General features: G+C 69.8%; 13 protein-coding genes. 8 read left to right on the top strand and 5 right to left on the bottom strand.

What is annotated here, in order from left to right:
• Positions 1-674 precede the first annotated feature (674 nt).
• Positions 675-1,517 carry a GntR family transcriptional regulator gene (locus tag ACIQOW_RS31560; RefSeq protein WP_391446936.1) on the bottom strand — a complete coding sequence of 281 codons (843 nt, stop codon included), beginning with the start codon at positions 1,515-1,517 and terminating at the stop codon, positions 675-677.
• 220 nt (positions 1,518-1,737) lie between these two features.
• On the opposite strand from ACIQOW_RS31560, the gene ACIQOW_RS31555 reads away from it, so the two are divergent.
• The 7 genes from ACIQOW_RS31555 to ACIQOW_RS31525 all read left to right on the top strand — a co-directional run bounded on the left by ACIQOW_RS31555 (position 1,738) and on the right by ACIQOW_RS31525 (position 7,521).
• Positions 1,738-2,028: a hypothetical protein gene (locus tag ACIQOW_RS31555; protein WP_401090705.1), complete on the top strand. Its 291-nt coding sequence runs from the start codon at positions 1,738-1,740 to the stop codon at positions 2,026-2,028.
• Entirely contained in the window at positions 2,025-2,222 is a 198-nt protein-coding gene (locus ACIQOW_RS31550) for a hypothetical protein (RefSeq protein WP_401090703.1), read from the top strand. The genes ACIQOW_RS31555 and ACIQOW_RS31550 overlap by 4 nt, the downstream gene beginning before the upstream one ends.
• Positions 2,223-2,287: 65 nt before the next feature.
• Positions 2,288-3,628 carry a cell division protein FtsK gene (locus ACIQOW_RS31545; RefSeq protein WP_401090702.1) on the top strand — a complete coding sequence of 447 codons (1,341 nt, stop codon included), beginning with the start codon at positions 2,288-2,290 and terminating at the stop codon, positions 3,626-3,628.
• A gap of 41 nt (positions 3,629-3,669) precedes the next feature.
• Complete coding sequence (locus ACIQOW_RS31540) at positions 3,670-4,446, top strand: DUF2637 domain-containing protein (RefSeq protein ID WP_401090700.1); 777 nt, start codon at positions 3,670-3,672, stop codon at positions 4,444-4,446.
• Positions 4,447-4,586: 140 nt separating this feature from the next.
• A complete protein-coding gene (locus tag ACIQOW_RS31535; RefSeq protein ID WP_401090698.1) occupies positions 4,587-6,035 on the top strand; it encodes a replication initiator in 1,449 nt (482 codons plus the stop codon).
• Positions 6,032-6,226, top strand: a complete 195-nt coding sequence (locus ACIQOW_RS31530; RefSeq protein ID WP_401090697.1) for a helix-turn-helix domain-containing protein — start codon at positions 6,032-6,034, stop codon at positions 6,224-6,226. Before ACIQOW_RS31535 ends, ACIQOW_RS31530 begins: the two co-directional genes overlap by 4 nt.
• The gene (locus ACIQOW_RS31525) at positions 6,226-7,521 is read left to right on the top strand and encodes a tyrosine-type recombinase/integrase (protein WP_401090695.1); all 1,296 of its coding nucleotides are present in this window, start codon (positions 6,226-6,228) and stop codon (positions 7,519-7,521) included. The genes ACIQOW_RS31530 and ACIQOW_RS31525 overlap by 1 nt, the downstream gene beginning before the upstream one ends.
• Before the next feature lie 146 nt (positions 7,522-7,667).
• Here the strand turns inward: ACIQOW_RS31525 and ACIQOW_RS31520 are convergent, their stop codons facing one another.
• The 4 genes from ACIQOW_RS31520 to ACIQOW_RS31505 all read right to left on the bottom strand — a co-directional run bounded on the left by ACIQOW_RS31520 (position 7,668) and on the right by ACIQOW_RS31505 (position 20,340).
• Positions 7,668-7,946, bottom strand: a complete 279-nt coding sequence (locus ACIQOW_RS31520) for a hypothetical protein (protein WP_401090694.1) — start codon at positions 7,944-7,946, stop codon at positions 7,668-7,670.
• The gene (locus ACIQOW_RS31515) at positions 7,943-14,863 is read right to left on the bottom strand and encodes a polymorphic toxin-type HINT domain-containing protein (RefSeq protein ID WP_401090692.1); all 6,921 of its coding nucleotides are present in this window, start codon (positions 14,861-14,863) and stop codon (positions 7,943-7,945) included. The genes ACIQOW_RS31520 and ACIQOW_RS31515 overlap by 4 nt, the downstream gene beginning before the upstream one ends.
• Positions 14,864-14,948: 85 nt before the next feature.
• Positions 14,949-19,055, bottom strand: coding sequence for a LamG-like jellyroll fold domain-containing protein (locus ACIQOW_RS31510; protein WP_401090690.1), 4,107 nt, complete (start codon positions 19,053-19,055; stop codon positions 14,949-14,951).
• A 667-nt stretch (positions 19,056-19,722) separates the two neighbouring features.
• Complete coding sequence (locus ACIQOW_RS31505; RefSeq protein WP_401090688.1) at positions 19,723-20,340, bottom strand: EF-hand domain-containing protein; 618 nt, start codon at positions 20,338-20,340, stop codon at positions 19,723-19,725.
• A gap of 141 nt (positions 20,341-20,481) precedes the next feature.
• Between ACIQOW_RS31505 and ACIQOW_RS31500 the strand changes: the two genes are divergently transcribed.
• Positions 20,482-21,618, top strand: coding sequence for a DUF4037 domain-containing protein (locus tag ACIQOW_RS31500; protein ID WP_401090687.1), 1,137 nt, complete (start codon positions 20,482-20,484; stop codon positions 21,616-21,618).
• The last annotated feature ends 33 nt before the right edge of the window (positions 21,619-21,651 follow it).

Genomic DNA, 21,651 nt, shown 5'->3' with positions numbered 1-21,651 from the left:
CCCGTTACGACAAACGCGGCTACGTCTACCTCGGCACCGTCACCGCAGCCGCCCTCGTCATCTGGCTCCGCACATGATCGGCCGGACAGCTCCTAACCGGCAGATACCCACCCCAGGCGGTGAACCACCCGCCGCGCGCCGCGTCGGCCACGAGGCCGGTCGAAACGGCGCGGGGCCGGGGCCTCCGGCAGGATCGGGGCCTGAGCGGGGTTGGTCCCTCGTCGGTCGGGCAGCTTCGCCGGACCAGGGTTCCCCGGGGGCCGCCAACGCTGCTCCCGGCACGCTTGCGCGCAGACCCTGGCGGCCCCCGGGGGTTCCTGGTACGCCTCCGGGGACCGACCGGCGAGGGGCCTGTCCCGCGACCCGCGACCACTCACCACGACGGTGCCGCACCGGTGCTCGGCCCCCTGCTCCCTCGGAGGGAGGGCCCGGGGTGAGGTAGAGCCGACAGACTTCCCTGCTGCCGCCGGTGTTGCGCGCCCGGACCGGCGGGGCCGTCGCTGAGCGGGGCGGAGACAGGAGCGGGCGGCGGCCCCGCCGGGCCGGAGCGCGCGCGGCCCGCGACAGCGGGCCGCCTTGATCCAGTAAAGAAACTTGATCCAGTAAAGAAACTTGTAACAGCTCGACCCGTTGCCGATGCCCCTGCCCCGTCTGAGCTGACCGGACTCGTGAGGCTACCGGCGCTTGCGAGCGGCCTCGTCGAGCCTGTCACGAAGTCGCTGGGCAGCGTTCTCGTCCGGCTCGCCCCGCAGGCGTTTCCGCTGCTGCACGACGGCGGTCATAGCCTGGACGTCGGCCATCGCGGCTTCGTACTCGGCGCGAACCTTCGCCAAGTGGTCTTCCGCGCTTTCTAGTTCGGCGGCAACCTCTTCGTCGGATTTGCCGCTGAGCCGAACAGCTTCCTCGTCGGCCCGGCGCTGAGCCGCCATCTCTTCAAGGCCTTCGTGGTAGCGCTTGATGAACTGTTCACGGGGGCTGGGGGTCCGGACGAACACGCCCCGGCCCTGTACGGAGTAGATCAGCCCTTCGTCCTTGAGCTGCCGAAGCGCGTTCTGCGCGGTCGAGTTGGCGATGCCGAACCGGTCTTGCAGCTCGCGCGCGGAGGGCAGCTTGCCACCGGGTGGCAACCGCCCGTCCTGGATCTCCTTGCGGAGGGCGTCTGCGGTCTGGACGTACGGCGGGCGGGGGTCGTCCGGGGCGGGTTTCCAGCCGGTGAGGAGATCGCCAAGCCCGACGTATGCGGGATCGGACACGTCGGCGCTGGCCTTAGGGGACTCCTCCTTGGCGGCCCGTACGTAGCTGCCCCGACCCAGCACGGAGTAGATCAGGCCCTCGTCCTTGAGCAGGCGAAGCGCGTTCTGCACGGTCGAGCTGGCGATGCCGAAGCGTCGTTGCAGCTCGCGGGCGGAGGGAAGTTTCTCGCCTGGACGCAGCTCACCCTTGCGGATCGCGGCACGCAGAGCCTCTGCGGCCTGCACGTACGGCGGCCGGGGGTCCTCTTCCAGGGGCAGCGTCATACACCGAGGGTAGCGGCCCTCCCGCACCCACGGCATACCCGCGCACCCGCGCGTGCCCAGACACCCGAGCATGCCGCACCGTTCCAGGTGTGCCGATGCGTTGCGGGTGTGACGATTCGTATCGTATGGTTCTGGCAGGTCGAACAAGCGACCCCCGAACAAGGGAACTGCCATGGGTATGACCAGGATTCGCGTCGGGCTGCTGGCCTCTACCGTCTGCATGACGGGCACTGACGCAACCCCGAAGATCAAGGATCCGCAGACCGGCGAGATCGCCACCGACCGCGAGACGGGCGAGCACCTGTTCACGGTCACGGTGATGCTCATGGAGGAGGGGCGCGCGGAGATCATGAAGCTCACCGTTGCCCACTCCGGTCTTCCCGAGGGGCTGAAGCCGGGCGTCATGGTGCGGCCGGTGGACCTGTTCGCCACGCCGTGGGCGCGACTCTTCAACGGTCAGCTCTCGGAGGGCATCGCCTACCGGGCGGGCCGCCTGGAGAAGGTCAAGTGACCGTCACCGTAGGGCAGTCGGTGCACCCGCTGCCCGTTCCGGCTGACACTGATGGCCGGTTCTCCCCGGTCTTGATAGATGGGGTCGCCGCCGTCCTGGTAGCGCTGGGGTATCCGGCGCCCGGCCGCGCGGTCCGCTTCGACCTGGAGACGACGCTCCTCGGGTTCATCTACGACGTGGAAGGCATGAAGTGAAGGCTGTAAACGAGATCGCCCCGGTCCTGATCGGGGCGATCCTCGCCCTGGCGACCGTGTGGGCTGTGGTGGCCGTCGTCCGCTACCTGCGGGTCGATCGTGAGACCCGGGCGAGCATCCGGCAGGGGGTGCGCATCCGGTTCGGGTGGGAGCGGCTGGCCAAGATGGCGGGCCTGTCGGTGACGGACAAGACGCCGACGTTCCTGGCAGAGCTGGTCAGCCGTGAGGGCGAGGTGCCCAAGCCCCGGGTCCTGGTCCCTCGGATCAAGGTGAAGCCGGACCGGTTCGGGGTGGTGGTGCGGGCCAAGTGCCTGCCGAAGGTGGGATTGGAGGAGTTCCAGCGCTCGGCGCGCTTCCTCGCTGACGCCTGGCGCTGCACGCGGGTATCCGTGCTGCCGGACGGCCCCGGGCGGGTGGTGATCCGGGCCGTGCGCCTGGACCCGCTCACAACGGCGACTGAGCACGTCCCCACGGGCATGGCGCCGAAGAGCCTGGACACGTGGGGGCTCGGGCTGGACGAGTACGCCGAAGACGTCAGCCTGCCGATGGCGAACGTTCCCGGGGTGACCGTGGCCGGCCTGCCCGGCTTCGGCAAGACGTCGCTGATCAACAAGCTCATCTGCGACCTGGCCCCCTCTGACGCGGTTCAGTTCGCCGTGGCGGACGGCAAGGTATCCACCGCCCACGAAGGGGACTACGCCGATCTGACGCCCCGCCTGTTCGCGTTCGCGGGGGATGACCTGGCGGAAGCCAACGAGTTGTTCAAGCGCATGGTGAAGCTGCGGCGGGGCCGTTCCTCGTCCATCCGGGCCGTGCTGGGCGTGAAGAACATGTGGCACGTCGGGCCGTCCCGCATCTGGCCGCTGACGATCTTGATCATCGACGAAGCGCACACCTACTTCCGCGAGTACAAGGGCAACGACGCCGAGACGAAGAAGCTGGCGGCCCTGTCGGCGGAGAACGCCCGGCTCGTCGAGGACTTGGTGAAGAAGGGCCGCAGCGTCGGAATCATGGTCATCCTGGCCACCCAGAAGGCAACCGGCGACGCCATCCCGACGTTCATTCGGGACGTGTGCCCGCTGGGACTGTCCTTCGCCCAGAAGACGGCCGAAGCCTCCGTGGCCGCACTCGGGGACGACATCCGCAACTGGCCGGACGCCAACCCGGTCAACCTCCAGGACCCGGCCTACGTCGGAGTGGCGTCCATGGGCGTGCAGGGCCGTCCGGGCTTCACCCGCGTTCGCACCCCGTACGTGTCCGACGCCGACGCGGCCCGGATCGCCGACGAGACCGCCCACCTGGCCGAGGACCCTGCCGCGTACCTCAACGTTCGTCCGGGCCCGGTCGACTGGAAGCCCGCCTTCATGGACGACGACGCAGAAGCCTTGATGGCCGACGCGGCCTGACCGCTCCTGTAACTACCCATCAAGAAAGGTGAGTTGGCCTGATGGCCGAGGACCGCTTCACACAGCGCACCGTGACCGTGGTCATGGCGGTCATCGCCCTGCTGGCGTTCGTCTTCTCCTTCGGCAACGTCTGGGCGCTGGCCCTGCGCCTGGGGGTGCCCCACCCGGTCGCGCCACTGATCGCACCCATGGTTGACCTGTCCGTGGTCGGGCTCCTCGTCGGCCTGCGCTTCCTGTCCCTGCGCGGCGTCCCGGCGGGGGAGTTGACGGCGGCAACCCGCTTGATGCACCTGTGCGGCCTGCTGACCCTGGCCCTGAACGTCGCCGAACCCCTGGCGGCCGGACACTACGGCCGCGCCGCTGTCGATGCGGTCGCCCCGCTGCTGCTGCTCGGCTGGGGACAGGTCGGCCCCCAGTTCCTCCGCCACTTCCACACCCTGACCGCCCCGACCCCGGCGGAAGCCCCCGCCCCGGTCCCGACTCCGGCCCTGGAACCCCTGCCGGAATCCCTCCCCCTGCCGTCGCTCGACGCCGAACCGGAACCCGCCCCCGCTCCGGCCCCCGAGCCCGCGCCTGCCCCGGCTGTGATCCTCGCTTCCGAGCCCGCGCCTGCTCCCGTGGCCCGTCCTTTGCCGGTCAAGGCGACGGTGGCCGCCTCTCTCCCGGCCATCCCTGAGGCCCTGCTGAACGCCGCCCGGCGCATCGCCGAGACGCACCACGCCGAACAGGGCGAGCACATCACGCCCGGTCAGCTGAAGGCCCGCCTGGGCGTCACGCTGCCGCTGGCCACCGCCGCACACGCTCAGCTCTCCGCCTGAGCCCCGCCGGCCGATTCCCCACCTGAACGCCCCTGCCCGACCGGGCTCGGTTCGTCATGCCCCGAGCAGCACCAACACGCCTACATCCCGGCCCTGTTGCTGCTCGGGGCGCTCACCTCCGCAGAAAGGACCCGCCCCCCATGACTCCGCTGCTGGACCTGCGCCACATCGTGAGCCCCACCGTGCGGGGCCTGGTCGAGCTGGTCAACCTCGACAACTTCGACCGCCTCCGCGAACAGATCGAACGGCTCGGCGGCTGCACCGAACCCGTACGCCTTGTCGGCCAGACCGCCACTGTGGACACCGCCACCGGTGAGGTTCTGCGCTCCTACAGCACCGCCGACGAACCCACCGGACGCCTGCTGACCGCCTGCGGCAACCGCCGTGCCTCGCGCTGCCCCTCCTGCTCCCGCATCTACGCTGCCGACACCTTCCACCTGATCCGCGCGGGCCTGTCCGGCGGCAAGACCGTCCCCGAGAGCGTGCGCACGCACCCCCGCGTCTTCGCCACCCTGACCGCCCCGTCCTTCGGCCCGGTCCACAACCGCGCCAAGGATGGCAACCAGGCGTGCCGCTGTGGCAAGCACCACGCCAAGGATGACAAGACCCTCGGCGCACCCCTCAACCCGAAGACGTACGACTACTGCGGCGCCGTGCTGTTCAACGCGCACGCCTCGGACCTGTGGCGACGCTTCACGATCTACCTGCGCCGCGAGATCGCCGCTGCCCTCGATATGACGCAAAAGGCCCTGCGCGAAGAGCTGCGGGTGTCCTTCGCCAAGGTCGCCGAGTACCAGAAGCGCGGCCTGGTCCACTACCACGCCGTGATCCGCTTCGACGGCCCGGAAGGCAGCAGCGAGCCCCCACCCGCGTACGCGACCGCCGAAGTCCTCACCGGTGCCATCAAGGCCGCTGCCGAGCGCGTCACCCTGACCGTCATCTCCGACGCCGTGGGGGAACGCGAACTCACCTGGGGTGAGCAGATCGACGTACGCGAGATCGCCGCCTTCGGCACCGACGCCGAACTCACCGATCAGGCCGTCGCCGCGTACGTGGCCAAGTACGCCACCAAGTCCGCCGACTCCTCCGGCACCCTGGACCGCGCGCTGTTCTGCCGCCCCTGCCAGGGACGCGGAATGGCCCTGTCCACACAAACCGGCGTACCCGTCGAATGCCGCACCTGCGCGGGTACCGGCCAGTCCCGCCCGCTGCCCCGCCTGGCTGTCGGACGGCACGTGCGGCAGATGATCCGCACCTGCTGGGACCTCGGCCAGCGCCCGGAGTTCGCCGATCTCAAGCTCTGGAAGTGGGCGCACATGCTCGGCTTCCGAGGACACTTCTCCACCAAATCCCGCTGCTACTCCGTCACCCTCGGCGCTCTGCGCGACGCCCGCCGCACCTGGCGCACCGAACAGGCCCGCGCACACGCCGACCTGCCCGACCTGGACCCGAGCACGACCCTGGTCCTCGGCCACTGGGCCTACCACGGCTCGGGCTACAGCTCGGGCGAAGAACTCCTCGCCGCCACCGTCCGACACAACCGCGTCCACGAACGGCAGTTCAGGCACGAAGGCGAGGACCGCCCGTGATCTCGCCTACGTCGGCGGAACTGCTAACGGTTCCCCAGGTCATGGCCCGCCTCCAACTCGGCCGCTCGGCCGTCTACGACCTGCTCCGCTCCCGGCAACTCGGCTCAATCACCCTCGGCCGCTCCCGCCGAATCCCCACCCACGCCCTCACCGACTTCATCCGCACCCGACTCGAACAGGACGCCGCCTGATGACCACACCCCGCGACACCAACCCCTCCCGCCGCAGCCGCGCCAACGGGGACGGCACCGTCTACCAGCGCAAGGACGGCCGTTGGGAAGCCGCCGGATACGTCCTGGCCATCGGCGACACCCGAAAGCGCGTCCGCGTCTACGGCAGCACCCGCAAGGACGCCCTGGCCAAACTCACCGAGAAGATCGCCACCAGCAACCGCGGAGTCTCCGCCCCCTCCGCGCAGGGCAGCGTCGCAGCGTTCCTCACCTACTGGCTGGAGACCGTCGCCGTTCACCGGCTCCGCGAGAACACCCACACTCGCTACACCGCCTGCACCCGCCTCTACCTCGTACCCGGCCTGGGGCGGAAGAAGCTCGCCAAACTCACCGCCAAGGACGTCCGCACCTGGCTCGACCAACTCCGCACCACCTGCCAGTGCTGCGCACGCGGCCTCGACACCGCCCGCGACCAGCCGCAGTGCTGCGCTGTCGGGACCTGCTGCTCCAAGCGGCTCTCGCCGCTGACCCTCGCCTACGTCCACTCCGTGCTCAAGTCCGCCCTGGAGCACGCCGTCCGCGAAGAAGAGATCCCCCGCAACGTCGCCCGCAACGTCCGCATGGGCACACCCCGCCCCCGCCGCTTCGAACCCCTCACCGCCCAGGAAGGCCGCCAGTTCCTCGCCGCCACCCACGGCCACCGACTGCACGCGCTGTTCGAACTCGCCCTGCGCACCGGCCTCCGCAAGGGCGAACTCCTCGGCCTGCGCTGGGAAGACCTCGACCTGGCCGGCGGCACCGCCAGCATCCGCCGCACCCTCCAGCGCACCAACACCGGCGGCCTGACCGCCCTGCCGACCAAGACCCAGAGCTCCGAGCGCCGCATCGCCCTGCCGACCCCGTGCCTGCGCTCACTCGCACAGCACCGCAACCGGCAGCGCCAGGAGCGCGAAGCGGCGGGTGCGGCCTGGAAGGACAGCGGCTACGTCTTCACCCGGCCCGACGGCGCCCCGATCGAGGGATCCACCCTCACCCGACACTTCACCGCGCTGCTCCACAGGGCCAGGCTCCGCCGCATCCGCTTCCACGACCTCCGGCACTCGGCGGCCACCCTCCTCCTGGAACAGGGCGTCGAACTCGTCGTCATCAAGGAACTCCTCGGCCACGCCCATATCGGCGTCACCGCCACCGTGTACGCCCACGTCCGACTCCGCCTACAGCGCGACGCCATCGACCTCCTCGGCAACGCCCTCCGCGACCCCGCCCAGCCAGACGACGGCGACGAACCGCCGCTTTGTGCAGCACCCGTCCGCTGACGTTGCCGTCAACTACTGCCGTCAAAGCCCAAAGAAGCCCCGCCAGAATTCATTTCTGGCGGGGCTTCCGATTACTCCTTACAACACGGCGACTGGATTCTTGTCGCGCTTCCGCAAAATCAGCGCAAATCCGGTCGCCTTGCCTTTCACTCCCTTACTCGCCCCAGCCGTTCCGCAAGAGACGTCTGACCTGGCGGCCTCAGGATGAACTTGTCCTTTCGCTCATCGAAGCAGTCCAGATAGCAGCTGACTCGATCCCCGACCTGATAGCAATCTCCATCGTCAATGTAGAGAGCATCAATGAGCCCGACCCGGGAGAGCCCCAGGTCCACGATGATTCCCCAGCGGAACACGGCTTCAATCTTGCCATCGACGATCTTGCCGATGAGGCTCTGCTCGTACTCGCTGACCTGCTGATTCGTCATTGCCCGACCATGGTTCGTGGGTACTGGTTAAGGACGTCGAACGCTGTATTTGGGATTGCAACCTCCACCCCAGGGACGCCGTTATGCGAGCCTACATACTGAGCGAAATGCTGGTCGAAGTCGGCCTTCGGAATCCTGACCTGCACGACACCACCGTCATAGCCTCCGCGACTCGCATAGTCGAGCGCAATCGTCTTTCCATCATCCTCAAGACCGAAGTACGCCCGGCCATCCGGGTATCCATTTCCAGATCCCGGAAAATCTCTTTCCGTGAAACCATCTTTAAGCAGCGTGTCGGTCATGCCCGTGCCGGGCGCCTTGTAAAGGGTGATATCGCAGTTTGGCCCACTATTATGAACCAATACCGGCGTGGTGCCAGCGAGTACATAGTACGTGTGCAGGTCGCGGACGGTCAGGTTGTATGCCGGCTGGACCAGGTGGAAGTGCCGGACCTTGGTGACGGCGACGGTCGTTCCGTCGGCGCTCCGGACCGTGTCGCCCGGGGACAACTCTGCGGCGTAGACCCAGGCGTCCCGGTTGACGCTCCAGAACGGGTGGTGGTCGGTCGCCGTGATCTCGCCCTGGTCGGCGGGGAGGACGATCGTGGTGAAGTCGGCGTCGTCCGGCGTTGCCATCGTCGCGTCGACCTCGCGGGCCGCCGTCGTCCCGGTCTCCGGGTCAGTGGCGAGGACGATGTCCCCGACCTTCAGCTCCTCGATCGGCTTGGTCGTCCCGTCGGCCAGCACCACATGGACGCCTGCCGGGAAGCTGTCGCACTTCTTGGTCAGCCTGGTCAGGCCATCCGCCTCTTTCCCCAGGAGGCTTGCGGCGTCGTCCCCGTTCCGGGCGAGGACCTCCGTTCCCTCCCCGACGAGCTTGAAGGCCTTGCCGATCTTTCCGACCGGCAGGACGCCCGCAGCCGCCCAAGCACAGCTGGCCTTGTCCCCGCCGATGCACCCGCGGACGTCGTTCACACCGCTGACTTCGGCCGCGACGTGGGCGATCTTGGCCCAGGTGGACTTGGGGCCCTTCTGAACCTCGAAGAGCGACCACGAGGACGGGGGCTTGCGCCTGTTGGGCTTGGCGTTGAAGTTGATCGTGGTGTGGAGGCCGACCGGCTTCTCCGCGTCTATGGAGCCGCGGATGACGTCCCGGCTCCAGTCCCAGCCGCCGTCTCCGTCGGGTGCCCAGGTCTCGAGGACCCCAGCGGGCGACCGTTCGGTGAAACCGCCGTACGTACCGTCCGGCCGTAGCCCGCTCGGGTCGCTGAGGGTGAGCGGGTTGTTGTTGCTGTAGGTGTAGCCGGCCAGCGACTGCGGGTCGGTGCCGACCAGCACCGGGTCCACGCTGATGAACCGGCCGGTGGCCGGGTCGTAGTCGCGGGCGCCCAGGTGGGTGAGGCCGGTGGTCTCCTGGACGCCGCCGAGGAAGCCCCGGCTGCCGGCCCAGGCGGCGGGGGCGGTACCGCGGGCACCTCCGAACGGCAACGAGCGGCGTTGGTCCATGGCGCCGGTGGCGGCGTCGATCCCGACCTCGGCGGTGCCGTGGTGGTCGTTCACCTGGAAGGTGACGCGGTTGTCGTCGGTGCGGACGGCGGTGGCCGAGCCGAGCTGGTAGTAACGGGTGGCGGCGGCCTTGGCAGCGCCCTTCACCAGCTTCAGTTCGGTGTCCCCGAGGTAGAGCGTCCAGCTCTCGGCGGCGGCGTCGGCGGTGTCGAGGGTGTGGCCGACCAGGCGGTTGCCGTCGGCGTCGTACAGGTAGTCGGTGGTCTTGTTCGTGGTGGTGACAGTGGTGCCCACCGTGGTCTTGACCGTGTCGGTGACACCGGCGAGCCGGCTTTCGGTGTCCCAGGCCAGGGACTGGTCGCTGGTCCTGTTGCCGGAGGGAGTGAGGTGCCGCCCGGTGGTGTGGCCCGCGGCGTCGTAGTCGTAGCTCTCCACGACCGGTGCGCCGACGGTTCCGGTCACGGTGGACGTGGAGGTCAGGCTGTGCGGGCGCGCCGCGGCCGGGGCGGGGTAGGTGTAGGTGGTGGTGGTGTCCTGGCCGGTGTTGCCGGTCGGGTCGTGGCGGGTCTCGCCGGCCCGGGTACCGCTGGTGTTGTAGGTCCAACTGGTCCAGTACGGCGCCGGACCGCCGAGGGCGGCACCGTTCGGGGTGCTCGGGCAGCCGCCGCCGGTGGGCGTGAACGCGTCGGTGAGACGGGCCAGGTAGTCGTACCGGAAGCACTGCCGGTCGATGCCGGAGCGCGAGGTGTCGGTGACCGAGGTGACGTTTCCGACCTGGTCGTAGGTGTAGGCGGCGGAGCGGGCGGCTCCGGTCACGCCGTACTGGTCGGTGCGGCTGGAGGCCAGGCGCTGAGTACCCCACTCGTAGGAGTTGGTGATGTACACCTCCTTGCCCGCGATGCCGTTGAGCGTGGACTGCAGGGGCTTGCCGGTGAGGCTGTAGGTCTGGCCGGTCTGGTACTTCGCCTGGCCGTCCGCAACGGACATCCGGTTCAGGGCGTCGTAGCCGAGCACCACCGTCTCGCCCAGCAGGTTGCCGGCCGCCGGGTAGCTCCTGGACTTCGCCTGGCCGTCGAGCCGGTAGGCGCTGCCGCTGATGTAGTTGCCCGCGAGGGCTTCCTGTCCCGGAACGGACGGGATGGTGACGGTGGTGCGGGTGGGCCGGGCGAGCGTGTCGAACAACGAGTAGGCGGTCTTGTACTGGTAGGTGGTGCCGCCGACTGTGCTGTAGCGGGTGGTGCTGGACAGTCGGCCCTTGTTGCCGGCCGGATCCCAGACCCGTGAGGTCAGCAGTGGTCCGGTCACCGGACCGTCGTGCGTCTCGACAAGCCGGCCGAGGTTGTCGTAGACGTTGCTGACGGTCTTCCCGCGCCCGTCCGTGGTGCTGGTCAGCTCCCCTCGGTCGTTGTAGAGCAGGGAGGAAGTCCCTGTGTCCGGATCGATCGCCTTGATCTGTCGGCCGAGCTGGTCGTAGAGCCAGGTCCAGGCGGTTCCGGCCGGGTTGGTCAGCTTGGTGAGGTGGTCGGCCGGGTCGTAGCCGTAGGTGGTGGCGTCATAGGCCCCCGTGGGAGTCGCCGCCTTGTACTGGCGCAGTTCGGTGGTACGGCCCACGGCGTCGGTGATCGTGGTGGTGGGCGTTCCCCCGATGGGCGGGGTGACGGTGACCCGGTCACCGCCGTACTCGGTGAACGTGGTGAAGAGCGGGTCTCCGACGCCGTTGCCCGCGAGGACGGTGGATTTGACGACCCGGCCGAGACCGTCGTAGTCGGCACCGGTCTGGGTCTCCACGCCGGTGGCGTCGTCGACCTTGCGCAGGACTCCCGACGGGGCGCCGGTGACGTAGTAGGCCGCGTAGCCGAGGACGGCCTGGCCGCGGTCCCCGTAGAAGGTGTCGGTCAGTACGCGTCCGCCACTGTCGCCCGGGGACTGGGTCTGCCGGACACGACCGAAGCCGTCGTAGAGGGTGAACGAACTCCGCTGGGAGCCATCCTCGTTGAGCGTCTTGGCGGTGACCGCGCTGATCTTCCCCTCGGCGAGGGTGTAGACGTACTCGTGGTCGGGGGTGTCCCTGGACTTGGCCCGGTCAGGCAGCCAGACCTTGAGGGTACGGCCGAGGGCGTCGTAGAGGAGGTCGGTGCGACGGTTGTCGGTGTCGACGGTATCGACGGCCAGGCCGCGCTGCAGGTCGTATTCGGTGGTGGTGGACTGGCTGGTACTGCTGTCCCCGGCCCTGGCGGGCGGGGTGGTCTCCACGGTCTTGGTGGGCCGGCCGGCGGCCGGGAGGTAGGCGGTGGTGGTGGTCCGGGCGTTCGGCGAGGCCGTGGTGACCGGGCCGGTGGCGCCGCTGAGGTCGTAGACCGTGCTGGAGGCCAGCACGGTGGTGCTCAGGGTCCGCCCGTAGCCGTCGTAGGTGGCGGCGTTGTCGAGGTAGGTGGCGCTGTTGCCGGTCCGGGTCTTCAGGCCCTGGGTGAGGGTGATGTCCCCCTTGGTGGGCGCGCTTCCGTAACCCTGACCGTCGTAGCGGTACCGCACCTCGGAGAGGACGGCCGACGTTCCGTCGGCCTGGGTGTCGCGGTTGACGGTCGCCCCGCAGTTCGCGGCGACGGTCTCCTCCTGGACCTTCCCGGCGAGGATCCACGCGGGCACGTTGTCGGCGTAGCTGAGACGGGTGCACTTGTCGTCGCCGCCGACGGCGACGTCACCGAGGTCCTCGATCGAGGTGTTGCGGCCGTAGCCATCGAAGGTGGTGTTGTTCCTGGTCTCGCGCCAGGCATTGCCCGCGCCCTTGTCCAGCGACGTGAAGGATCGGGAGCCGGAGGTGCCGATGATGTTGGCGGTGGTGGTGCCCCAGTCGCGGACGCGCTTGGCGGTCTCCTTCTTCCACGGCGTTTTGACGCCCTTGCCGAGGATCACGCCGCCGGGCCTGTCGTACTCCTCGGTGCGGTACTCGTAGCCCGCCCAGGCGTCGTCGTCCGTGATCGTGGTGCCCTGACCGTCGTCGACGGTGACACTGCGCTTGCTGTTCTTGTCCGCGGGGTTGTTGCGGTCCTGGTCCATGCCGCGGAGGAAGTAGTGGTCGGCCTGGGTGGTCATGGCGACCACGCCGCCGGTCTCCACCCGGGTACGGGCGTAGCCGCGCCACTGGGACCAGGTCTTGAGGTTGTCCTTGGTCAGGCCGTCCTCGTCGTCGAAGTGCCAGGCGGCGTCGCCGAGGTAGGTGTAGCGAGTGACCATGTCAGGTGCGCCGCCGGTGCGGTCGGTGGCGATGACCGAATCGACGACGTACTTGTTGAACCACTCCGTGGTCACCGGCGTCTCGAGCGACGCCTGGTACATCTGCGGGAAGCAGCGGGTGGTGTTGGACTGCGGAGTGGGCAGGGCGTTCCAGTTGCACGCCGCGGCGGAGTAGTTGACGTCGAGCTGGCCGCCGAGTTCGTCGGTGACGGTGCCCAGGCGCTGCTTGACGAACGGGGCGCGGCCGTCACCGACCTTGTCGAGCCGGTTGGCCAGCTGCTTGTAGGCGAGGGTCGTCTTGGGCAGCGTGACCGAGGGCGTGGTGGAAGAGCCGGTGTGTTTGATCGAGTCCAGCAGGAGCTGGTAGTCGAAGTCGGCGGTGCCCCACTTGTGGGTCAGGTCCCAGGTGTCGACGGTGGCGTAGTTGCCGTCGGCCTGGAGGGTCTTGGCCGCGATCTGGGTGAGGCGGGTGCGGGTGAAGAAGGTCGGGCTGTAGCGGCCGGCGTCGCAGTCGGTGCCGTCCTTGCAGTTCTGGTCCCACGGGGTGTCGTACCAGTACTGCCGGTTGGCGTCGACCTTCGACGCGTCGCATGTGCCGGCCGTGGTCTCCAGGCAGCGTTCGGCGGTGGCGAAGTCGACCCGGCCCATCGGCTTGGCGGTGGCCGAGTAGAGGTCGCCCTGCTGCTGGCCGTACTCGATGTGGTCGAGGCGTCCGCCGCGCACGTAGGGGGTGCGGTCGGCGGCCTTCAGGTTACGGCCGTAGTTGTTGGTCTCGGGGGTGTACCAGTAGGTGATGTCGTTGCCATGGGTGTCGACCACCAGGTCCAGGTTCCATCGCCAGCCCTGCTGGCACCAGGAGGATCCGAAGTCGGCGCCGTTGCACGGCTCGCCCGCGTTGTTGCCGAACACCGGCACGGTGTAGACGGACCTGGTCTCCGGCTTGCCCGCCGACCAGTTCGGCAGGCGGTTGTAGCCGAAGTAGTAGCTGGTGCCGTCGGTGGTGGTGGCGCGGAAGTACTCGCCGTCGTTGTCGCCGTTGCCCCGGCCCGTGTCGCGGACGCGCACGACCTTCGTCGCGTCGTCGTTCTTGATCCGCCACTCGTCACCGGATACCGGGATCAGCTCACCGGAGTGCCCCGCGAAGCTGATGGTCGCGTTGTCGGTGCCCCAGCACAGGTCGCCGGGACTCGCGAGCCCGGTCTTCGGCGCGCCGTCCTCGGCGCACCCCTTGTAGCTGCGCTCGACGAAGCCGGGCGACAGGTCGAAGCCGTCACCGGCCCAGGACGCCTGGTTGTTGCTGTTGGCCGTCCGGCCGTCGATCGCACCGGAGTTGTAGGACAGGCTCAGCTTCGGTATCAGCCCACCGGGCATCGAGGTCAGCGGCATGTCGTACGACCAGGTGAACGCACCGCTGTTCAGCGCGGTCGACCAGGACGATGCGCTGGACAGCGGCGTCGCCTTGTAGTCGCCGCTGGGCCCGGCCGACCCGGCCGTGGCGGCCAGCACCATCGCCCCCGGCTCGGACTGCAGGCGCGTGGACCCGGCCGGGGTCGTGGTCAGCGCGTCGGCGGCGACCGTCTGCCGTTCCACGTCATTGCCGCCCGGCAACCGGGTCTGCACCCGGCACTCGGGCAGCTCGGGCGTGGTCAGCGCGCACTCGGGCAGGCGCACCAGCTTCAGGCGCGAGCCGAAATCAGAACCCGCGGCCTGGGCGAAGGAAGAGTAGTCCACGGCCAGGCCGCTGTTCTCGTCCGCGCCCGAGACGGTCAGCAGCACACCGTTGATCCCGGCCTTCACCGCGGCGTCCTGGCCGAGCAGTTCGACCTTCGCCTTGCCCGCAGCGCCCGAGGAGGAGACGGCGACGGGCAGCTTGCCGGCCGTGACGGCCTTGCCCTTCTCGCCGGGGACGTCGACGGTGGCGCTGCCGGCGCCGGGCAGGGCGCCGTGCTTGCCGTCAGTGCTGCTGACGGTGGTATCGGTCTTGCGGTCCTTGGGCTTTGCGTCCGATCCCTTGACCGGCTTCTCGGGTGAGACCGCCGCGGGCTTGGTGTACGGTTCCGCGGCCGCCGCGACGGCGGCCAGCGGCAGTGCCGGCAGCAGCGACCCGACCAGTGCGCCCGCGATGATCGCGGACACCCTGGGCCGGGCCGGCCGCAGCGCCGACCTCTTCCTGCTCATGGGAAACAACTCCTCGGATAAAGACGGATATGACGGAACACGGGCCGGACGGCAGGAAGCCGTCCGGCCCGCAGGGGACGGAGAATCAGACCCCGATCGAGGTGTCGAGCTCGACGTTGTAGCCCGCGAGCTTGCCGATCTGCAAGGGGCTCAGCACACCCTGGTACAGCCAGACGTCGTCCAGCTCACCGGAGAAGTACTCGTCCCAGGCGCCGGACTTCTTGCTCCGGCCGAACTGCACACCGCCGCCCGCCTCGTAGGGCTGTGGTACGCCATCGGCCCAGGAGATGTGCGGGGTGCAGCCGGGCGTCGGCGTGCCGAAGTCATCGGAGCCACAGCCCTGGTTCTCCGCCTGGCCGTTGGCGTAAAGGGTCAACCGGTCCACGAAGGCGTCGTAGCTGACGGCCAGGTGCGTCCAGTACTCCCCCTGGACGGCGGTGGCCGGAGTGTGGGCGATCAGGGTGTGCGCCGCGCCGTTGGCGTCGGAGCTGCTCACCTCGGCCTCCCACTGGCCGGTCGGCTGCCCGGTGACGGGGTCCATGCCCAGCGGGACCCAGCGCAGCGTGACCGCGCTGTTGTCGGTGCCGGCCACCGACATCACCGTCATCTTCCGGGTCGGTACGCCCGCCGTGTTCGCCCAGCCGGCCAGGGTGAAGCTCTGGCCGGTGTGCAACGGGGTCGAGGTGGTGGCGGCGTAGCCGGTGGAGCCGTCCAGCGCCAGAGTGCCCAGGGTGGGGAGCAGGCCGCCGTCGGGCTTGATCGAGGCACCGCCGGCGAGGACGGCATCGGCCTTGGCAGGGCCCTCGTCCGGGGCGGCCGCTCCGTTCGCCGAGTTGAACTTCCAGCGGCCGGCCAGCAGCGGGCGCTGCTGCACCAGATCGCGGACCTCGGGGCCGGTGACGACCCGGTCGTACACCCGCACCTCGTCCACGCTGCCGGGGAGGAAGTCGACCTTCTGGCCCTCGCGCGAGCCAGCGCCGATCAGCAGCGGACCGGAGCCGTAGAGCGAGGCGGTGTAGGCGCTCTCCCCGGCCAGGTAGCCGTTGACGTAGAGCCGCAGCTTGTCGGTGCCGGCGTCGTAGACACCGACCAGGTGGGCCCACTCGCCGCCGGTCGGGGTCAGGCACGGGCCGCTGCCGCAAGCGCCCTGGAGGGCCCGCACCAGCGTGGCGCCGGTCGCGTCCTGCTCGTACCGGCCGAAGACCCAGCGGTCGTCGGCGGCCGAGTAGTACAGCGAGAACGGGCTGCTGTGGGTGCCGGCCTGGGAGAGGACGACCGCGTCGTGGCCAGGCTTGACCTTCGGCAGGCGCGCCCAGGCCGCGACGGCGAAGCTGCGGGTCGTCAGGACCGGCGGCAGGGCGACCCTGGCGTGGTCGTCGACGCCGTCCAGCCCCAGGCCGGTACCGGTGACACCGGGGCCGCCGAGCGTCGCGCCGCCCTGCAGGACCGCGTTGACGGACTGTGGGTGACCGACCACCGAGGACGCGCCGACCGGTTCCTCCATGGACCACTTGGCCTTGGCGATGACCTGGGCGCCGGGCACTCCCCCGGCGAAGACGGTCTGCGCCTCGGTCGCGCTCAGTGCGCTGTCCCACAACTGCACGTCGTCCACCGCGCCGGGCCAGGCGTCGCACCAACCGGTCGCACACCGGGAGCGGCCGATCTGCAGCGGGCCGTGTCCGTCCCAGACGGCCGTCACCGGCGCGGAGGCGGCCAGTGCTCCGTCGACGTAGAGCCGGATCTCCTTGGTCTCGGTCTTGTACGTGGCCAGCAGGTGGGTCCAGCGCCCGACCGTCGGCGCGGTCGTGGACTGCGCGCCGACCACGGTGGCACCGGAATCGCCGGCCGCGGTCTGCGCCTTGAACGTCCAGCGGCTCTGCCCGCCCACGTCGTCCACGCCGAGGCGGAAGGCGAAGTGGTTCGACCCGCCCTGACTCAGCACCGCGTGGCTGCCGGCGGTGCCGTCGTAGCGCACCCAGGCAGATGCGGTGAAACTGCGCTGGGTCTCCAGCAGGGCTGGGAGGGTCTGGGCGTAGCCGTCGGCCGTACCGTCCAGCTTCAGCGCGTTGCCGCTGTGACCGGGTTCGGTGCCGGTCTTGGCCCCCGTGCCGAGCACGGCCTCGAAGTCACCGCCGGCACCCACCGATTCGGTGGCTCCCGCGGCCTCGTCGAACTTCCAGCCGGCCCGCTGCGGCTGGCCGGCGAGGACGTTGAAGTAGTACGTCTCGGACTGCGAGGCGTTGCCGTTGGCGTCGATGGCGTTCACCGACAGGAAGTGCGGGCCGGGTGTCTCGGGAAGGATCCGGATGTTGCGGGCCGCGCCGCCGGTGGTGGACACCTGGCGGTTGGCGGACGGTCCGGTGTCCAGCCCCACCTGGTACTTGACCACGTCGGTCGAGGCCGAGGAGACGGTGAAGTACCCGTACCGCCCGACGCCGTCGATCCACGGCAGCTCGTCACTGGTGAGTTTCGAACCGGGGTAGGTGACGGAGGAGATGTCCGGCCCGTTCGGGCGGGTGGTGTCCAGGATGAAGTAGCAGTTCGTCGGGTCGCCGACCGAACTCCAGGGGCCCCATTGGGCGCCGTCCCAGGCGCGGGCCTCCCAGCCGACCTTCACGTTCTGCGGGGTGCTGTCCGGGAGGGGGTAGGAGAACTGTGATCCCGAGCCCTTGAAGGACCAGCCTGGCGGTTGGTTACCCTCGGCTCCGGTCGACCACCACATACGGCGCAGGCCACCCCCGTCACCCGGGTCCCAAGACAGCGCGAACTGGGGGCCGATCGCCTCGCCGTCCGGGTCGGACAGGCGGACGGTGATCTGCGGCACGCGGTTGATGCGCACCGGCGAGGTCTGGCAGACCGATCCGGGCGACATCGAGAGATCACTCATCGGGGCCTGAAGCGGAGGAAGGTTGTAGTGGACCCGCAGGAACGCGTCATCGGTCAGGCGCTTCCAGCCGTAGCCGTCGCTCTCGTTCTTCGCCCTCAGGCCGAAGGTGATGGTCGGCCAGCCCCAGTTGGCCGCGTCCTGCACCAGGTTCTTCACATTGCCCGAGGTGCCGCCGAACTCCAGCCAGCCGCCCGGGCAGTTGCCGCTCCAGCCCTTGGCGACGTTCATGGTCTGCAGGTTGCGGGACCAGAAGCCGGCGGCGTTCTGGGCGGTCCAGTTCACCTTCGAGTGGACGTAGCCGGTGCTCCAGAGCTCGATCTCACGGGCGTTGCAGGAGGCGGACCAGCTCTCGTAGGTGCCGAACTCGGCGCTCAGGATGCGCTTGCCCTTGAAGGAGCCGTTCGGGATCTGGAAGAGAACCCGCTTGACGTCGTTGGCGGCACACGCGGGGTCGAGGCCGGTGTCGCAGTAGCCGACGCCGAAGTCGTGGGAACCGTTGAAGTGCCAGTACGAGGCGTTGGGGTAGGCACGCTGGACACCGAGCCAGTCGTTGGCGGTCGGCGTGTTCCACGACGGGTCGATCATGACCGGGTAGACGGTCGCCGGGTCGGCCAGCATCGCCTGGTCCGGCGTCAGCAGCAGCCGGTCCTGGGACTGCGGGACGTCCACCTTGATCGGGGCCACCTTCGAGCCGTCCGTCGGCGCCCTACGGGCGGCCGGGTCCTCCTGCGCCTGTACCTGCGATGGGGCCGGCACCGCGAGGGACTTCGCGGCCGGGCCGGCGGGCTCGGCGCTCGCGGCAGCATCGCCCGGCTTCGCTCCCGAGTCCCACATGATCGGCGCGGGCGCCTCGAAGACCGTGCCGCCGCCGGCGGTGTCGACGGCCGTCATCGCGCCGTCGGCCTCCTGCTTGACGGTCAGTCCGCTGCCCTTGAGACCGAGGCTGATCTGCTTCAGCTCAGGGCTCTTGGCCGCGGCCGCGGTGTGGACGACCAGCACCTGGCTGAAGCCGGTGCGGGTGGCGGTGAGCCGGAGGTCGACGTCGGGCAGGACGGACCGGTACTCGGCGGTGTCCCCGGTGACGGCCGGTGCGGGCAGCGGCTTGGGCCAGTCGAGCCTGAGCTCCTTGCCCGCGCGGACCATTCGCACCAGCGGCTGGTCCTTGCCGCCGCCCGCGAACTCGACATCGGCGGTGGTGACCTTGGGAGCCACCGCGCCGTTGGGCCGGGTGCCCAGCGCGAGGTCGATGTCGGCCCACTGGCCGTTCTTGCGCACGCGCTTCGGCTGGACGTACGTGGTGGACATCAGTCGACCGTCGGGCTGCGCGACGACGTCCGTGGCCTCGGTACGCAGTTCCGCGACCTCGACCGGCTTTCCGGTCCGCCGGGCCTCCTTCGCAGCCCGGCCCTCCGGCGACTCCAACTGTGGTGCGGCGGACGCCGTCGGCGTGCCGCCTTCCTCTTCCGTTGCGGCGGCCGTTGTCGTGAAGCCCGGAAGGGCTCCCGAGCCGGCCAGGAGGACGGCGACGACCGCGGCGGCCAGCAAGCCGCGGGCGGACCGTTCACGCCTGGATAATGCAGTCGACACCATGCTCCCAGGGGTCGTCGATCTTCACGTAATCGACGCGGATCCTTCTAGTTCGCAGGCATAAGTGTCAAGGAAATATGAGAAATTGATGAGATGAAACTTCTGATTTATGTGAACAAAATATCCTGGACCGGTCAAACACGACGCAACAGCGCGAATGGCTGACAAAGTAGCGGCGTACCCGATCCGCAGGCCTCGGGGAGTGGTTGGCGAAAATGCAACGCACCCCGCCCGTCGGACCGCGGGGGTTCGAAACAGAGGACATCGAAAGAGGGCCATCGGTTCCGCCCCTGACCACCCGAGGTATGGCCGTGTCCGCCGATCGGCCGAAACGGCCCGATGAATTCCCGCTCCACAACCGCCTGTCCGAAATGACGGCCTGAAGCTACCCGGCCCGCGACGGGTACTCGCCCGTCCACCAGTTGCCGGGGGCCTCGGGGTCGCGGCTGGTCCAGTACTCCACGATCGCGCCGACGAACTCGTCGTGGGAGAGGGTGCCGTCGCCGTTGCGGTCCAGGTGGCGGAAGGCGGTGTCCGCCCGGTCGCGGCCGAGGCGGGGGAAGTGGGCGTGGTGGAAGGCGTGGAACTCGTCGGGGTCGACCGTGCCGTCGCCGTTCGCGTCGGCGACGGACCGGAAGATCTCGGCGAGCCGGCCGACGGTCGCGGCGGCGGCCTCCTGGTCGTCGGCCAGGGTGAGGGTGGAGGCGATGAAGTCGTCGCGGCTGATCGCGTCCGCGCCGCCGACGGCGGGCTGGTGCAGGTCGCGCCAGATGCCGACGTAGGCGTCGATGATCCTGCGCTCGGCCTCGGAGCCCGGCGGGTGCCCGAGGGCGCGGGCGGAGGACTCGCCCATCAGGACGTGGTCGCGTTCGGTGAGACGGCCGTCGCCGTCGGCGTCGAGCTGGTCGAAGCCGAGGGCGATCTTCGTGGTCAGCAGGTCGTCGTGCACGCCGTTCCAGTCGTTGGCACCGTTCGAGTCGTGCACGCCGTTCGAGTCGTTCAAGGGGACCTCTTTCCGTACTGGTGAAGGCGGACCGCCGGACGGTCGCCACCAGCATCGCCAGCGTCCACACGGTTCGCCCGCACCGGCGCGCCGCGGGAATCCGGTGGCCCGGACGGCGGCGGCGACGGCACAGTGGGCGCCGTGACCACTCCCGACACCGCCGATGACGCGTTCGTTCCCGGGCTCCGGCTGGCCCGCATCCTCTACGAGGAGGCCGTACGGCCGCTGCTGGCACGGGAGTTCCCGCAACTGCCGTACGCGGCGGCGCGGGTGGGCGCCGGCTCGGAGGTGCTGGGCTTCGACTCGGCGCGTTCGGCGGACCACGACTGGGGGCCGCGCCTGGAGCTGTTCCTCTCCCCCACCGACGCCGCCCGCCACGGGCCCCGGCTGCACGAACTGCTGGCGCACCACCTGCCCCGGCAGGTGCGCGGCGTGCCCACCCACTTCCGGCGCGGCGAGGACCCGCACGACCCGGTGCGCCACCTGGCGTGGACCGACGGCCCGGTCGACCACCGCGTCGAGGTGCACGACCTGCCGTCCTGGCTGGCCGGCCGGCTGGGCCCGGCCGCCGCCCCGACCGGCCCTGACACGCTCGGCTGGCTGGCGCTGCCCCAGCAGCGGCTGCTGGAGGTGACCGCCGGCGCGGTGTTCCACGACGGCCCCGGCGAACTGACCGCCGCACGGGAGCGCCTGGCCTGGTACCCGGAGCAGGTGTGGCGCTACCTGCTCGCCTGCCAGTGGCAGCGCATCGCCCAGGAGGAGGCGTTCGTCGGCCGCTGCGCGGAGGCCGGCGACGACCTGGGCTCGGCGGTGACGGCCGCCCGCCTGGTGCGGGACCTGATGCGGCTGTGCCTGCTGCTGGAGCGCCGCTACGCCCCGTACGGCAAGTGGCTGGGCAGCGCGTTCGCCCGCACCGAGGCGGCGGCCGAGCTGGGGCCGCTGCTCCGGGGCGCCCTGGCGGCACGGCAATACGCCGACCGGGAGCGGTACTTGTGCGAGGCGTACGAGGCGGCGGGCCGCCGGCACAACGCCCTCGGCCTGAGTGCCCCGGTCGAGGCGACGCGCCGCCCGTACCACGGCCGCCCGTATCTGGTGCTGCACGCCGAGCGCTTCGCGCGGCCGCTGCTGGCCGGCCTCACGGACGAGCACCTGCGCGCACTGCCGCCGGTGGGCGCGGTGGACCAGTGGGCGGACGGCACCGACTTCCTCGGCCGCCCGCACACCGCCCGGGCGGCGGTGGATACGCTCGCCAACCGCTCGGAGGTGGAGGGAAGTTGAGCACGGAAGAGGATCCCACCGTACCGACGGCCG

This window comes from Kitasatospora sp. NPDC091335, from assembly GCF_044757205.1.
Classification (GTDB): domain Bacteria; phylum Actinomycetota; class Actinomycetes; order Streptomycetales; family Streptomycetaceae; genus Kitasatospora.
This window is presented reverse-complemented; position numbering and strand designations above follow the sequence as displayed.